At 70.2% G+C, this 14,770-nt stretch carries 15 protein-coding genes; 14 read left to right on the top strand and 1 reads right to left on the bottom strand.

Going from position 1 to position 14,770, the window contains the following annotated elements:
* The first annotated feature begins 15 nt into the window (after positions 1–15).
* The 10 genes from ACN27F_RS19540 (at position 16) to ACN27F_RS19495 (ending at position 10,213) form a co-directional block, all read left to right on the top strand.
* Complete coding sequence (locus tag ACN27F_RS19540; RefSeq protein WP_421435420.1) at positions 16–816, top strand: ABC transporter ATP-binding protein; 801 nt, start codon at positions 16–18, stop codon at positions 814–816.
* Positions 807–2,525: an ABC transporter permease gene (locus ACN27F_RS19535; protein WP_421435417.1), complete on the top strand. Its 1,719-nt coding sequence runs from the start codon at positions 807–809 to the stop codon at positions 2,523–2,525. Before ACN27F_RS19540 ends, ACN27F_RS19535 begins: the two co-directional genes overlap by 10 nt.
* A gap of 28 nt (positions 2,526–2,553) precedes the next feature.
* Positions 2,554–3,207: a flavin reductase family protein gene (locus ACN27F_RS19530; protein ID WP_421435415.1), complete on the top strand. Its 654-nt coding sequence runs from the start codon at positions 2,554–2,556 to the stop codon at positions 3,205–3,207.
* A 73-nt stretch (positions 3,208–3,280) separates the two neighbouring features.
* A complete protein-coding gene (locus tag ACN27F_RS19525) occupies positions 3,281–4,258 on the top strand; it encodes an NAD-dependent epimerase/dehydratase family protein (RefSeq protein WP_421435413.1) in 978 nt (325 codons plus the stop codon).
* Positions 4,259–4,349: 91 nt separating this feature from the next.
* Positions 4,350–5,588 carry an LCP family protein gene (locus tag ACN27F_RS19520; RefSeq protein ID WP_421435411.1) on the top strand — a complete coding sequence of 413 codons (1,239 nt, stop codon included), beginning with the start codon at positions 4,350–4,352 and terminating at the stop codon, positions 5,586–5,588.
* 300 nt (positions 5,589–5,888) lie between these two features.
* The gene (locus ACN27F_RS19515; RefSeq protein ID WP_421435409.1) at positions 5,889–6,944 is read left to right on the top strand and encodes an LCP family protein; all 1,056 of its coding nucleotides are present in this window, start codon (positions 5,889–5,891) and stop codon (positions 6,942–6,944) included.
* A 10-nt stretch (positions 6,945–6,954) separates the two neighbouring features.
* Positions 6,955–7,290: a rhodanese-like domain-containing protein gene (locus ACN27F_RS19510; protein ID WP_421435407.1), complete on the top strand. Its 336-nt coding sequence runs from the start codon at positions 6,955–6,957 to the stop codon at positions 7,288–7,290.
* Positions 7,291–7,390: 100 nt separating this feature from the next.
* The gene (locus ACN27F_RS19505) at positions 7,391–8,851 is read left to right on the top strand and encodes a sensor histidine kinase (RefSeq protein ID WP_421435404.1); all 1,461 of its coding nucleotides are present in this window, start codon (positions 7,391–7,393) and stop codon (positions 8,849–8,851) included.
* Between the two features lie 11 nt (positions 8,852–8,862).
* Positions 8,863–9,294: an ATP-binding protein gene (locus ACN27F_RS19500; protein WP_421435401.1), complete on the top strand. Its 432-nt coding sequence runs from the start codon at positions 8,863–8,865 to the stop codon at positions 9,292–9,294.
* A gap of 37 nt (positions 9,295–9,331) precedes the next feature.
* Positions 9,332–10,213, top strand: a complete 882-nt coding sequence (locus tag ACN27F_RS19495; RefSeq protein WP_421435400.1) for a DUF5926 family protein — start codon at positions 9,332–9,334, stop codon at positions 10,211–10,213.
* Here ACN27F_RS19495 and ACN27F_RS19490 read toward each other — a convergent pair.
* Positions 10,184–11,494: an arginine deiminase gene (locus ACN27F_RS19490; RefSeq protein WP_421435398.1), complete on the bottom strand. Its 1,311-nt coding sequence runs from the start codon at positions 11,492–11,494 to the stop codon at positions 10,184–10,186. The genes ACN27F_RS19495 and ACN27F_RS19490 overlap by 30 nt on opposite strands.
* Positions 11,495–11,659: 165 nt before the next feature.
* Between ACN27F_RS19490 and ACN27F_RS19485 the strand changes: the two genes are divergently transcribed.
* The 4 genes from ACN27F_RS19485 (at position 11,660) to pheA (ending at position 14,753) form a co-directional block, all read left to right on the top strand.
* Complete coding sequence (locus ACN27F_RS19485; protein WP_421435396.1) at positions 11,660–12,412, top strand: hypothetical protein; 753 nt, start codon at positions 11,660–11,662, stop codon at positions 12,410–12,412.
* Positions 12,413–12,603: 191 nt separating this feature from the next.
* Positions 12,604–13,086, top strand: coding sequence for a hypothetical protein (locus ACN27F_RS19480; protein WP_421435393.1), 483 nt, complete (start codon positions 12,604–12,606; stop codon positions 13,084–13,086).
* A gap of 106 nt (positions 13,087–13,192) precedes the next feature.
* Complete coding sequence (locus ACN27F_RS19475; protein WP_421440325.1) at positions 13,193–13,786, top strand: hypothetical protein; 594 nt, start codon at positions 13,193–13,195, stop codon at positions 13,784–13,786.
* Between the two features lie 10 nt (positions 13,787–13,796).
* Positions 13,797–14,753, top strand: a complete 957-nt coding sequence (gene pheA / locus ACN27F_RS19470; protein ID WP_421435390.1) for a prephenate dehydratase — start codon at positions 13,797–13,799, stop codon at positions 14,751–14,753.
* Positions 14,754–14,770 lie beyond the last annotated feature (17 nt).

Raw genomic sequence — 14,770 nt, 5'->3', positions numbered from 1 at the left:
GGTTACGGTCGGGACATGACACGCGCTCAGCAGGCCCCGGCCGACCTGGCTGCCGCGGCCGATCCGGCCGGCCAGGCCCTCGCGCTACGTGGGTTGGCCAAACGGTTCGACGCCAAGGTCGCCGTGTCGGGCGTGCACCTGGACGTGCCTGTCGGGTCGTTCTACGGGTTGCTCGGTCCGAACGGAGCGGGCAAGACGACCACCCTGTCGATGGCGGTCGGCCTGCTGCGTCCGGACGCCGGCAGCGCGTACGTCCTCGGCCACGACGTCTGGGCCGACCCGGTGACCGCCAAGCAGTTGCTTGGCGTACTGCCGGATGGTGTCCGCCTGTTCGACCGGCTCACCGGAGCCGAGTTGCTCGCCTACCACGGCCTGCTACGCGGCATGGACCCGACAGTGGTCGACCAGCGGGCCGTGGAGTTGCTGGACGTGCTCGCCCTCACCGATGCCGGCCGCACCCTGGTCGTCGACTACTCGGCCGGAATGAAGAAGAAGATCGGACTGGCCTGTGCCCTGCTGCACGCGCCACGGTTGCTGGTGCTCGACGAGCCGTTCGAGGCGGTCGATCCGGTCTCGGCCGCGCTGATCCGTGACATTCTGCAACGGTACGTCGCCGGCGGCGGCACGGTGATCTTCTCCAGCCACGTGATGGACGTGGTCGAGCGGCTCTGTAGCCATGTCGCGATCCTCGCCGAGGGAGTGATCAAGCGGTTCGGGCCGCTGGACGAGGTACGCGCCGGGCAGTCCCTGGAGGAGGTCTTCGTCCAGGTGGTCGGTGGTCGCACCGCCACCGGTGAGGAACTGTCGTGGCTGTGACGTCGGCCTCGCCCGAGCTTCGCCCGCGGACCGGGTCGGCCGGCCCGCGGCCGGTACGGGCCCGCCATTTCGCCCGGCTGAAACTTCGGGTGATGGGCAACAACCTGCGTGGTCAGGGCTGGCGGATCGCCATGTTCATCGGCGGACTGATCGCCGGGCTCTGGCTCGCCGGCAACGGGTTCCTGGTTTTCGCCGCTCCCGGCCTCGCCGGCAGTGCACAGGGCATGGTGCTCGCCACCGGCTTCGGCGGGACGCTGCTGGTATTGGGGTGGCTGCTGCTGCCACTGGTCTTCTTCGGAGTCGACGAGACGCTCGACCCCGCCCGATTCGCGCTGCTGCCGCTGTCCCGCCGGACCCTGGTCACCGGGCTGCTGGCCGCGGCGATGGTCGGCGTACCGGCGATCGCGGTCGCCCTGGCGACCCTGGGCACCGTACTCACCGCGATCCTGCTCGGCGGGCCGTTGGCCGGGCTGGCGCAGCTGATCGGGGTCGCCGTCGGACTGCTGGTATGCGTGGCCGGAAGCCGGGCGGTCACCAGCGCCTTCGCCGGCATGTTGCGTTCCCGGCAGGTACGGGACCTGGCTGCGGTGCTGCTGGCGGTGCTGGCTGCACTGCTCGGACCGCTGCAACTGCTGATCGTGGGCGGGCTGGGCAGCGCCGACTGGGACCGGCTGGCGGGCATCGCCCGGGTCATCGGGTGGACACCGCTGGCCGCGCCGTACACCGTCGGATTCGATGTCGTCGAGGGGCGGCTCTGGGCGGTGCCGGTGAAACTCGCCATCGCTGCCGCGACCGTGGTCGGCCTGCTCTGGTGGTGGTCGCGCTCACTCGAATCGGCGATGGTCGGCACCGCCCGTGCCGGTGCGGCCAAGGCGGTGACCGGTGAGGTCGGTGCGCCGGTGGGACAGCTGTTTCCCCGGCTGCTCCGCTGGCTGCCACCGGACCGGTACGGCGCGCTGGTCGCCCGGGAGGTGCGCTACTGGTGGCGGGACATGCGCCGACGGGCCAACCTGATCACCGTCGCGGTCGTCGGAGTCTTCGTACCGGTGATGGTGAACGTCGGTAGCTCCGGCACGTTCACGTTCGGTTCCGAGCCGGCGACGCTGTCCGCCGGACCGGCCGCGTCAGCCACCACGGTCAGCCTCTCCATGCTGTTCGTCGGTGCGCTGGCCGCGGTGACGCTGGCCAACCAGTTCGGTTTCGACGGCAGTGCGTACGCGGCCAACGTCATCGCGGCGGTGCCGGGACGGCTGGAACTACGCGCCCGGGTCGTCGGGTTCTCGATCTACCTCGTGCCGATGCTGTTGGTCATCGCCGTGGTGCTCGGCCTGTTCCTGGGCGAACCCGGCTGGATTCCGGTGGCGGCGGGCACACTGCTGGCCACGTACGGGACCGGGCTGGCGGTGAACCTCGTCACCTCGGTGCTCGGTGCCTACTCGCTCCCCGAGACGTCGAACCCGTTCGCGCTCAACAGCGGCGCCGGGGTGGCGAAGAGCCTGCTCGCGTTCGTCGCGATGGTCGCCTCGGCGGCGGCTGCCGTGCCGATGGTGGTCGCCACGGCGTTGCTCGGCGACGTCTGGCTCTGGCTGGCACTGCCGGTCGGCATCGGGTACGGCCTGGCAGCCGTGTTCCTTGGCCTGTCCATCACCGGAGATGTACTCGACCGGCGGATGCCGGAGCTGGTCGCCTCCGTCACCCCACGGCGGTAGCCGGCCTGGCCGTGCGTAGTCGGCCACAATGTTTCACGTGAATCATCCCGAGCCTGGTGCCGAAATCCACCACCGAGACCCATTCACCACCCCGGAGCACGAGCGCTCACCAGCTCGCCGGCTACGAGGCCGGTTGGCGGCCCCGGTCACTCTCTGGACCGCCGGCAGCCCCTCCGCCGGCCGAGAAGGCCACACCGCCGGCAGCCCCTCCGCCGGCCGAGAAGGCCACACCGCCGGCAGCCCCTCCGCCGGCCGAGAAGGGTGGTCCGCCCCGATCGCCGGGCTGACCGTCGCGTCAACGATGGTGGCGGACGGTGATCCGCCGCGACTACTCGGTGTGCTGGACGGGGAGTCCGATCTGTGGGCCGCGATCGACGAGCTCGGCCGGTTCGCGGTCGCTCCGCTAGGTCCGGCCCACCGGCAACTGGCGGACCGGTTCGCCGGGTTGATGCCGGCGCCCGGCGGGCTGTTCAAGGGCATGGACTGGCAGCACACGGCATACGGCCCGGTGCTGCCGGAAGTCACCGGCTGGGCCGGTTGCCGGGTCGATGACGTCCGGCCGTGCGGTTGGGGCCTGCTCGTGCAGGCCACCATCGAATCGGTCACCGTCAGCGACGGCGACGACCCGGGCCCGTTGATCCACTATCGCGGTCGGTATCGGGTCCTCGCCGGCACCCGGTGACGCCGGATCGACGCAGCTCACGATCGCGGGTGGCACCGGCGAACCGTCCGGTCCTACCACTAGGCTCTGAGCCATGGTGCCTGATCCCCGATTCCGCGACGGTCACCGCGTGCTGGTCACCGGCGGTGCGGGCTTCGTCGGCTCCCACCTGGTCGACCGGTTGCTCAACCGGGGCTGCACGGTGGTGGCGGTGGACAACTTCATCACCGGATCCAAGGACAACGTCGCCCACCTCGCCGAGCAGCCGCTGTTCACCCTGGTCGAGGCGGACGTGAGCGAGGGGCTGCCGGACCATCACCCGGCCGTCCGGCAACGCTTCGACGCGATCATGCACCTGGCGTCACCGGCCAGCCCGACCGATTTCACCACGCTGCCGATCGAGATCCTGCGGGTCGGCTCACTCGCCACCCTGCACCTGCTGGACCGCGCGGTCGCCGACCGTGCCCGGTTCGTCCTGGCGTCGACCTCGGAGGCCTACGGGGATCCGCTGGTGCACCCGCAGCCGGAGACGTACTGGGGCAACGTGAATCCGATCGGCGTGCGCAGCGTCTACGACGAGGCGAAGCGGTTCTCCGAGTCGGCGACGATGGCGTACCACCGCTACCGTCGGCTGGACGCCGGCATCGTCCGGATCTTCAACACGTACGGTCCACGAATGCGCCCGGACGACGGCCGTGCCGTCCCGACGTTCATCAGCCAGGCGCTGCGCGGCGAGCCGATCACCGTGCACGGCACCGGCGCCCAGACCCGGTCGATCTGCTACGTGGACGACCTGGTCACCGGGATCGTGGCGTTGCTCGACTCCACCGAGACCGGGCCGATCAACTGCGGCACCGAACACGAGCTGTCCATGCGTGACCTGGCCGAGTTGATCGTCGAGCTGGTCGGCAGCCGATCGACGATCGATCTCGTGAGCCGGTCCTCGGACGACCCGGAGATGCGGCGCCCGGACCTCGCCCTGGCCCGTGCGGTGCTCGGTTTCCAGCCGACGGTCGGGCCGCAGGACGGGCTGCGGCGCACCATCGCGTACTTCCGCCAGCGGCTGTCGTGAGGCCAGCACCCAGGGGTTGAGCTGGCGTTCGCGGCCGCTGCCCCGAGTCGGATCGATGGTGCACGAGCGTTCGGTACGTACGCTTGGGTGCATGCCAGTCAGCAGCCCGCACGGTAACCAGTCCGGCCGCGTCCCAGGGACAGGTCGGGGGCAGCCGCCGTCGCACGGTGCCGGTCGGGCGCAGGTCCCCGGCACCATGCCCGGCGGTCGGGCGCAGGTCCCCGGTGCCACAGCCGGCGGTCGGGCGCAGGTCCCCGGTGCCGCGACCGGCGGACCGCCCGGCTACCCGGGCGCGGGGTACGGTCGTGCGCCGCGCCGACTGCGGCCGCGTTGGGGCCGGATCGCGCTGGTGGGCGTCGTCGCGCTGGTCCTGCTGGCGCTGATCGCCGGCGGCGGGCTGTGGGCGTACGCGCGCGGGCTGGACCGCGACCTCGCCCGCACCGATCCGTTTTCGGCGATCACCGAGGGCCGGCCGGCCGCCTCGGTGGATGGGGCGCTGAACATCCTGCTGATCGGCACGGACTCGCGGGATCCGGACGCGCCGGTGGACCAGGCTGGCAAGTGGCGGGCGGACACCATCATCGTGATGCACATCCCGTCCTCACACGACCGCGCGTACCTGGTTTCCATTCCGCGTGACCTGTACGTCCCGATTCCCACGGACGCGGCGGCGGCCTGCGAGACCGGGGAGCGAGCGAAGATCAACGCGGCGTTCGCCTTCGGCGGCATACCGCTGGCCGTCCGCACCGTGGAGTGCTTCACCGACGTACGGATCGACCACGTCATGGCGATCGACTTCGGCGGGTTCGTCGAGGTCACCGACGCGCTCGGTGGTGTCGACCTGATGGTTGAGCAGGACACGACTTCGATCCACAAGCCGTACCGGCAGTTCAGCCAGGGTGTCAACCACATGAATGGGGACGAAGCGCTCGACTGGATCCGCCAGCGCAAGCAGTTCCCGGACGGCGATTTTGCCCGGATGCGGCATCAGCAGGAGTTTCTCCGAGCGTTGATGGACAAGGCTGTGAGTTCCGGCACATTGTCGAACCCAGCCAAACTGAACTCGTTCCTCAAGGCGACGACAAAGGCGGTGACCGTCGACGAGGGGTTCTCGTTGGTAGACATGGCGCTGCAGTTCCGGAAGCTGCGCGGGGAGAACCTGCAGTTCCTGACCAGCCCGCACAACGGCAGCGAGACGATCAACGGCGAGTCGGTGGTGGTTTCCGACCGGGAGAAGGCACTGGCGATGTATCAGGCCATGGCAGCCGATGAGATGACCGCCTGGGTCGCGGCCAATGTCACGCCCGGTCCAGATGCGACAACTGAGTGATACTGCTTGATGTCCGCCGAGTAGCCGAACCGATCCGACACGAATTTGAAACCTTTCTAGGGTCGCACTTTCCATCGAAGGTCCGTACAGTGGGCACGCCCTATTGTCACGCCCTCAGGAGCAGGCATGCCGGTTCAGACCCGCCGACGTTCGTCGTCGAACGAGTCAGCCAGCCCGCTTGCCGCGCCAGGTGGCACCGGCCGGCGGCCGAGCGGACGGTCAGGATCCGTCAGCACCGGTCGCCGGAGCCCAGCCACCGGAAAACGGACCCGACGTAAGGATCCCGGCTGGGCACGCACCATGGTGATCCTCGGCGCCGTGCTGATGATGATCAGCGGAACCGCGATCGTCGGCAGCAAGTGGGTGATCGACCAGGCGACCAGCAACATCGAGCAGCGGGATCTGCTCGGGGTGGCCGGCAAGACAGACGCCGAAGGCGGTGACAGCCTCGAAGGCTCGATCGACATGCTGCTGCTCGGCATCGACCACCGGGCCAGCTGGGAGGAGTCGGACACCCGTGCCGACACCATCATCATCCTGCACATCCCCGCCACCCATGACCAGGCGTACCTGATCTCCATCCCTCGGGACACGGAGGTCACGGTCCCGCCGTTCCCCGCCAGCGGCTATGGCGGCGGCACCGCCAAGGCCACCGAGGCGTTCTTCCACGGCGCGCAGAACGGTGCCGGGCACTCCGGTGGTGCCCGGCTGATGGCGGAAACCCTCAAGAACCTGACCGGGATCAGCTTCGACGGCGCCGCGATCATCAACTTCAGCGGCTTCCGGTCGGTCATCGACAGCCTGGGCACCATCCCGATCTGCGTCGACGAGGACACCCCGTCGATCCACATGACGCTGGTCGACGGCAAGCCGATGTGGAACAGCGACGCCGAGAAGGTCAGCGGCGACAAGCAGCAGGTGGTGCACAAGAAGGGTTGTCGCGAGATGCAGGGCTGGGAGGCCCTGGACTTCTCCCGACAGCGGTACGGGTTGGACAACGGCGACTACGACCGGCAGAAGAACCAGCAGAAGCTGCTCAAGGGGATGGCCAAGAAGGCGATGGCCGACGGCATCGCCACCAACCCACTCAAGCTGGGTGAGCTGATCAAGTCCGCCGGCGAGGCGTTCGTGCTCGACGTCGGCGAGGTGCCGATCGCCGATTTCGTCTTCACCCTGCGTGGTGTCGCCGCGAACGACCTGGTCATGCTTCGCACCAACGGCGGCAGCTTCAACGGCAACGACGAGGGCCGCGAGGAGCTCACCCCGTTGAGCCGAGAGATGTTCAGGGCCGTGAAGAACGACACCCTGGCCGAGTTCATCTTCGCCAACCCCACCGTGCTGGCCGACCAGCAATAGGCTGGTGCCCATGTTCGGACCATCGATCCCCGCCGTCGGCGCCGCCGAGGTCCCGGCCGATGCCTACCTGCTCGACGTACGCGAGCCGGAGGAGTGGGCCGCCGGGCACGCGCCCGGTGCCCATCACCTGCCGATGATGGACGTCCCACACCGGCTCACCGACATCCCGACCGACGTCGACGTGGTGGTCGTGTGCCGGTCCGGCGGCCGGTCGGGGCAGGTGGTGGCGTATCTCCACCAGCATGGCTGGGACAACGTCCGCAACCTGACCGGCGGCATGCAGGACTGGGCGGCCTGTTCCCGCCCGATGGTGAGCGAAACCGACCAGGCGCCGCGCGTGCTGTAGGCCGCCGACCACGCCGGACGTGCGCCCGCGGCCGACCGGCCCGGCGTCGACCGGCCCGGGGCACTGCCCAAATCGGTTGGCACGCGGCAGACTCACAAGCATGCCGGAACAGCCCGACTACCCGAGCCTGATCGCTGGTCACACCGCGGTCCTCGACATGATCAACAACGGCGAGTCGGGGCTGCCGGTGCTGCACCATCTCCTCCGGCTGGCGCAGCAGGCGCTCGGTGCCGACGGCGCTTCGTTCGCCGAGTACGGACCGCACGGCGGCCGGATCATCGCCGCCGTCGGCGCCGCCGAGTGGGCCGTCGGTCGGCCGATCGATCTGTCCGAGCCGACCAACGCCCGGATCCTGGCCGGTCCCCGCACCGCCGAGGTGCCGGTGAGCGCCCTGTCCGCCGAGCAGGCCCACCAGATCGGCGGGCGCGGGCTGCACCGCGCGCTGTTCGCCCGGGCCGAGCTCGGCGGCGTGCTCATCGGCAGCCTGCATGCCTACTACCGGGATGCGGACGGCGCGACAGGGCCGGAACACCACACCCTCATCACCTACCTGTCGGCCTGCATCGCCCATCTGTACGGCGGCCAGACCGGACTGCCGGTACACGGCGACGGGCCGGTCGTCGCCGCGCTCGCCGACGGGCTCGCGATCATCGACAAGGACTCCCGCGTACGGCTGTGGAACCCCGCTGCCGAGCAGCTCACCGGCAGTTCGGCGGAGGACCGCCTGGACCGGCCAGTGCCCTTGCCGGTCCCACCTCCGGGCCAGGTCGTCGACCACCAGCTACCGGACGGACGTTGGCTGCGGATCGCCTCGGGTGAGCTGCCCGGAATCGCGGAATCGCGGGTCGTCACCTTCCGCGACATCACCGACCAGCACCGCCGGGACCACGACGTCGATCTGTTCATCGCGGTGACCAGCCACGAGCTACGAACACCGGTCACGGTCATCAAGGGATACGCCGAGACGCTCAGCGAGCACTGGTACTCGCTGAGCGACGCCGACCGGCGCGCCGCCGCCCGGGTGCTGGGTCAGCGGGCCACCGAACTCGCCCGGCTCGTCGACCGGCTGCTGTCGGCCGCGAACGACGCCGGCCCGGCCAGCGGCGCCCCGGCAGCCCCGTTCGACCTGGTCGAGGCGCTACGAGCGGCGGTCGATGTCCTTCCGACCGAGCTACGTCGGCGGCTGACCATGACGCTGCCCGACGACCTGCCGAAGGCATTCGGCGACCGTGGCAGCCTGACGACCGTGCTCACCGAGCTGGCCACCAACGCGGACAAGTACACGCCGCCGGGCACGCGGATCGAGCTGACGGCCGCGGCCGACGAACGCACCGTCCTGTTCCGGATTAGTGATCGCGGCATCGGGGTACTTCCTGAGCACGTGGAACGGGCGTTCGACCGGTTCTGGCAGGGCGAGTCCGGGGATCAACGGCGTTATCCCGGTGCCGGTCTGGGCCTGTACCTGGTCCGACAGATCGTGGAACGCCAGCACGGTTGGGTGTCTCTGCGACCACGCAGTGGCGGGGGAACTGTCGCCGAGGTGCGGCTGCCCCGCGGGTGAAGGGAGGCGGCGTGACTGCGGCACTGGCGGGACTGACGTGGAGTGTCCTGGTACCGCACCACGCCCGCGGTGCCCGGTTGGCTCGTCGTCAGCTCACCGCGATGCTCGCCGGCCGGATCGACGCCGGTCTGCTGGCAGACGTGATGACCGTCGTCGCCGAGCTGGTCGGCAACGCGGTCCGGCATGCCCGGCCACTGCCCGACGGCATGATCCGGGTCACCTGTCAGCTGGTCCCGCTGCCCGCCGGCAGCGGCACGGTACGACTTCGGGTCACCGACGGTGGCTCCGTCCTGCGTCCACAGCAGCGCAGGACCACACCGGAGTCGCTCAACGGTCGCGGACTGGGCATCGTCGCGGTTCTGTGCCAGCGGTGGGGGGTCGCCGACACCGGTTCCGGACGGTCCGTGTGGGCCGAACTCGGTGCCCCGCAGGGCCCGGGGTGAGTTCAGCGTCGTACGCGATCCTCTAGGCTTGCTCCCCGTGAGCAAGCGCCGGAAGCAGCAGCGGTCCGTGGGCGGCGGCAAGCGGGAGAAGGTCCGTGACATCTTCGTGCCCCGGCCGTTCGCAGGCCTCGCCGACGAGGCCGACTGGGTGGCGTTGCGTGAGTTGGTGCCGGCCGCCACCGCGCCGTTGGCTCTCGCCGCCGGACTCGCGGAGCGTTACGGCGACCGGCAGGTGACTCTGGCCACGGTGCTGCCGATGGCGGTGCCGGCGATCGTTCGCGCCGACAACCAGATCATGATCGGTATGCAGCGGCACGCACAGTCCGGGGACGTCTCACGGGATCTGGCGGCGGCCTTGCTCGCCGCGCTGGACACCGAACCCGGTGGCCCGGTGTCCGTGCCTGCCCTGCCCGGACCTGGCCCGCGGCTGCAGGACGTACTGGCCGCAGGCACGTTGGCGGTGACCCTGCACGACAGCTTCGGGTTCTGGGTGGCCGGCGAGGCCGCCGCCGACCCGGCGGTGCAGGCGTCGCTGGAGCGGGCCGACGCGTCGATCTATCCGACCAGCCGGATGGCTTCGGCACCGGCCGCGTACTGGTGTCGGGTCGGTGACCGGGCGCACGTACGGTGGGTGGTGCCCGAGGAGGAGGACCGTGCGCTGGACGCGCTGGCCGTGCTGGGCGCGTCCGGGGATCTCCCGCTGGGCCCCCAGACCCGGTTCGCCGGAATGTTTCGGGCGCATGGCCTGCTTGTCCCGGTCTGGGACCTGCCGGCCGGGCCGGGAGCCGACGAGTGGGAAAGGCCGCTGGCAGATTTCGCCAAGCGCTACGCGGAGGCGTTGACCAGTGCCGGTCCGCTCGACGGGGCGGCCCGCCGAGCCCGGCAGGGACTACTGGGTCGTCAACTCACCCTGCGCTAGGCCAGCGCTGGGCCCCGCCGCGCCGCGCCCGCCGCCGACGCGGCCCGGTGGCCGTTGCGCACCAGCGACGCGGACCTCCGGCGAGCCGTCCCGCACCAGCGGCGCGGACATGCAGCGCGGTCCGCCCCGTCCGGAGCCCAGTTCGGCACCGGGGATCGTGATCACCTCGATGCCGGCCCGGCTCAGCTCCGCGTTGGTCGCGGTGTTGCGCTCGTAAGCGACACACACCCCGGGTGCCAGGGCCAGAGTGTTGTTGCCGTCGTCCCACTGCTCCCGTTCGGCGGTCACCGGATCGAGGCCGGTGCCGACCAACCGGAGCCGATTCAGATCCATCGCGTCAGCGGCCGCGTGGAGAAACGGGGCCGGTCCGTCGACCCGGAGCTCGCCGGCGGCGTTGTGGATCACCGTGTACGCGACCAACGCCTCGGCTATCGGGGGGTACATGAGGACGGCGTCGACGTCCACGAGGGTGCAAACGGTGTCCAGGTGCATGGTGGCTCGACGCTGGGCGATCGGCACCACCAGGATGGTGTGCGCCAGACCAGCCGTGAGAACCTGCCGGGCCAGCCGCTCCACGCCGGCCGGGGTGGTCCGTTCGCCGACCCCGATCGCGATCACGCCGGGCGCCAGCAGCAACACGTCACCACCTTCGAGACGCTCCTGCGAGGGCCGGTAGATGAGCTCGGTGCCGGCGAACCGTGGATGGTGCCGGTAGATCAGGTCGGCCAACTGGCTCTCCCGGCGGCGGGCCGGCATGGCTGGGCTGGTCACCGCGACCCGGTCCCGGATCCACACCGACGAGTCCCTGGTGAACAGTAGGTTGGGCAACGGTTGAATGACGAAGTCGGTCGGACTCAACAGCGTGAACACCAGGCTCGGCGGACGAGCGCCGTCGGGTCGGAGCTCGCTGCGGGCGACACCGGCGACGAGCACCCGCGCCAGTGCCGCCGGGTCGAGGTAGCCGAGCTGGTCGGACACCCGGTCGGCCAGGGTGTCGCCGAGGTGGCCACCGGCGAGTACGGATCGGACCGCCTCGGCCCGGGCCGACGGTGCGGCGAGCGTCTCGGCCAGCAGTTCTTCGAAGTAGAGCACCTCGACGCCGTACTGGCGCAGTACAGTCGCGAAGATGTCGTGCTCTTCCTGCGCCCGGGTGACCCAGGGGATCGCGTCGAAGAGCAGAGCGCCGCTGTTGCCGGGGGTCAGCCGCGCCAGTTCAGCCGCCGGCCGGTGCAGCAGCACGGTCCGAAGGTGGCCGACCTCACTGTCGACGTAGTGCGTCACGGCCGGAGCCTACGGCAGGCGTTTGGCACCATGTGCGGAAAGAGTCCTTCGGTGAATAGGGCATTCATCCCTACTCACTCCGGCTCGGCGTCTTGCTTCAGTACCGGGACCACCACGTACGGTAGTGGTAGTCCATGCCCAGGGGACCTTTTGCCGGAGGTCGTGATGACTGTCTTCCACGAGCGTCGTGTCCTGCCCGCCCAGCGGGCTCTCCCACAGCGCCCCGACGCGCGTCCCCTGGAAGAGTCTCCCCCCGGCACGCTGGAGGCCATTCGGCCGTCGCCGATGGAGTGGGCCCGCCGCCGGCGGGCGGAACGCGGCGCCCGACGGATGGAGGCGGCCGGGGCTCGTGCCCTGCACCGCCTCGAACACCTCGGGCCGGCCTGGCACACCGTGGTCTGGCCGCGCACCGACACCCCCGACCAAGCGCTCGGCCTGGACACCGCAGGCCGGGGGGAACGGGCCGGATTTCTCGCGATCGGCCCGAGCGGACTGTTCGCGGTGACCGTCGTCGACCATGGACGTAGCCGGGTACTTGTCGCTGGCGACGTGGTGCAGATCAACGGCAAGCGTCCGCAGTACGTAGCCGAAGCACGACGGGACGCGAAGCGGGCGAGCAAGGCGATGTCCGCCGCGGTCGGTCACACCATCCCGGTCGCTCCGGTACTCACCTTCGTCGGTTCCGGGGTGATCAGCGTCTACGGCCTGCCCAAGGAGTGCATGGTCACCACGCACCGGGAGCTGGACCGGCTGCTCATCGCCGGTGGCAGCCGGATCAGCGCGGCGACCGCCGACAAGCTGAGCCAGGTTGCCCGTCACCCCAGCACCTGGCTCAACGCTCCGTACCGTTCAGCGGCCGACTACCGGTGGTACGGCGCCGGCCGTTCGGCCGCTGACAAGCCGACCAGCCGACGGTAGCCTCGCCTGAGGCGCTAGCCTCCCTGCGGCCTACGTCCGCTGCCACCCCTAGCATTGCCGCTGCGCGTGTCCGTGCTCACTCGGCAAGCCGGTGGGCCTGCCCGGCCGTCAGGTCGACCTTGGCCGTCAGTCGACGGACGAGGCAGGGACCGGTTAGCGTTGCGGTTGTCCAGCGGATCAGGGGAGGCGCGGTGGCGCACGTCGAGCTCTCAATCTCGGAACCGTTGGTGTCGCAGGCCCGTGAGCCGATCGAGCCGCTGCACGTGGACAACTTCCAGTTGTGGACCGATGCCGCCACGGTCGCCCTGGAACCTTGCCTGGTGATCAACCAGGAACTGGTCATCGCGGCGGCGTCCCGTTCGTGCTGTGAGCTGCTCGGCCTCGGCGAGCCGGGCAAGGTCGCCGGGCACCCTCTGTTGGACGGCCTACGGCTTGTCGACTTCACCGCCCAGCGCGGCGAACTCGACGAGGCAGAAATCGACAAGATTCCGCCGCTGCTCGCTTTGACCTCCGGACGACTCGCCCGCGGCCTGCTCCGGGTCGCCGGCGGCGCCGTGGCCGCGCACGGCGATGGAACAGTAGACGCAATCGCTACTCCAGTGTGGACCGGCAAGAAGGTGGTCGGCTCACTCACCTTCTTCGCACCGATCTCGACCGCCTTCACCAGCGGCTGACCCATCGGGCATCGGGTCCACCGGTAAGGCTGTGCGGCCTCGACCGGTTGACCGAGACCGGTCACCGCAGACGTGCCTCAACGCATACCATGAGCTGGTGCCGTCCATGCACCGGCGTCGCCACACCGACATCCGACGGGAGTCGCCGGCTAGGTGCGGTCTGCTGTTGATCAGTGCTCTCGCAGTCAGCGCTCTCGCGGTCGGTGGCTGCGGCAAACCACCTGAACTACGGCAATCAGCCCCCGGAGGTGCGCTGCCGGGCACCACCGACCGGGTGCCGGCCGATCCCGGCGCACCGGTCACCAGCGCGCCGCCGATCACCATCGCGCCCGTCGGTACCGACCCGGTGCCCAGCCCGACTCGCAGCACCGCCTTCCCGACGGGCCTTGCCGTGGACTGCGCCGGCCGACCCACCGCCGACCGGATCGTCGCGCTGCTGCGCCGCACGGACGGTCTGCTTCCCGCCAATGCGCAGGTCAGCGTACGGATGGCACCCCGATGTGCGGGCAGCTGGCAGTACACCGTGGTGCAGGTCCCCGACCGCGAGCCGCTCCAAGTGGTCACCGAGGGGTCGCCGACGGCAGTCTCGCTGGTCACCGCTGGGACCAACGTCTGCACCATCGCGGTTCGGGTCAACGCCCCGGCCGGAATCCGTACCCTTGCGTGCGACTCGGTGACGATTCCGCTGGTGACTCCGTAGGCTGGCCGGCATGCCCGTCCACGCACCGACCCGATTCGCCTATCTCGGACCCGAAGGCACCTTCGCTGAGCAGGCGCTACGTACGATCACCGCAGCCGAGCAGGGCGTGCGGGTGCCGGCCCGCAGCGTCGGAGAGGCGCTGGACGCGGTACGGGCCGGCACCGTCGACGCGGCGCTGGTGCCGTTGGAGAACTCGATCGGCGGCGCGGTAGGCGTCACCTTCGACGAGTTGACCGGCGGCGACCCGCTGATGATCACCCGTGAGGTGGTCCTGCCGGTGGAGTTCGTACTGGCGGCCAGGACCGGCATGCTCCTGGAGCGGGTACGCAGCGTCGGAGCCCACCCGCAGGCATCCACCCAGTGTCGTGGTTGGTTGCGCCGCCAGCTGCCGGACGCCACCGTCGTCGACGTGCTGTCCAACGGCGCGGCCGCGGCCGGCACGGCCGCCGGCGAGTTCGACGCGGCGGTCTGCGCGCCGATCGGTGTCGCCAGCCATGGCCTGACCCTGCTGGCTGACAAGATCGCCGACCACACCGACGCGGTGACCAGGTTCGTCCTGGTGCAACGCCCCGGTCCGCCGCCACCACCGACCGGCGACGACATCACCACGCTGGCGGTCTTCATCGCCCACGACCGGGTGGGCGCGCTGCTCGCCGTACTGATGGAACTCGCCGTACGTCAGGTCAACCTGACCCGGATCGAGTCCCGCCCGACCGGCGAGGCGCTCGGGCGGTACGCCTTCTTCCTCGACTGTGCCGGCCACGTCGCCGACGACCGGCTCGGCGAAGCGCTACGCGGTCTGCACCGGGTCTGCGCCGACGTGCGCTTTCTCGGCTCGTACGCCCGGCACGACTGGCCGCCCGCAGCGCCGGGCGGGCCCACGCCCGGCCCGACGACACAGCGGGACGACGACTACGCGACCGCAGCGGCCTGGTTGACCCGGATCCGGGCCGGTGAGCTGGGCTGATCCGGCCGGTGTGCCGC

Origin of the sequence: Solwaraspora sp. WMMB335, assembly GCF_049179075.1 — a bacterium.
Classification (GTDB): Bacteria; Actinomycetota; Actinomycetes; order Mycobacteriales; family Micromonosporaceae; genus Micromonospora_E.
Note: the sequence above shows the minus strand (reverse complement) of the source record. Positions and strands in the feature narration are given on the sequence as shown.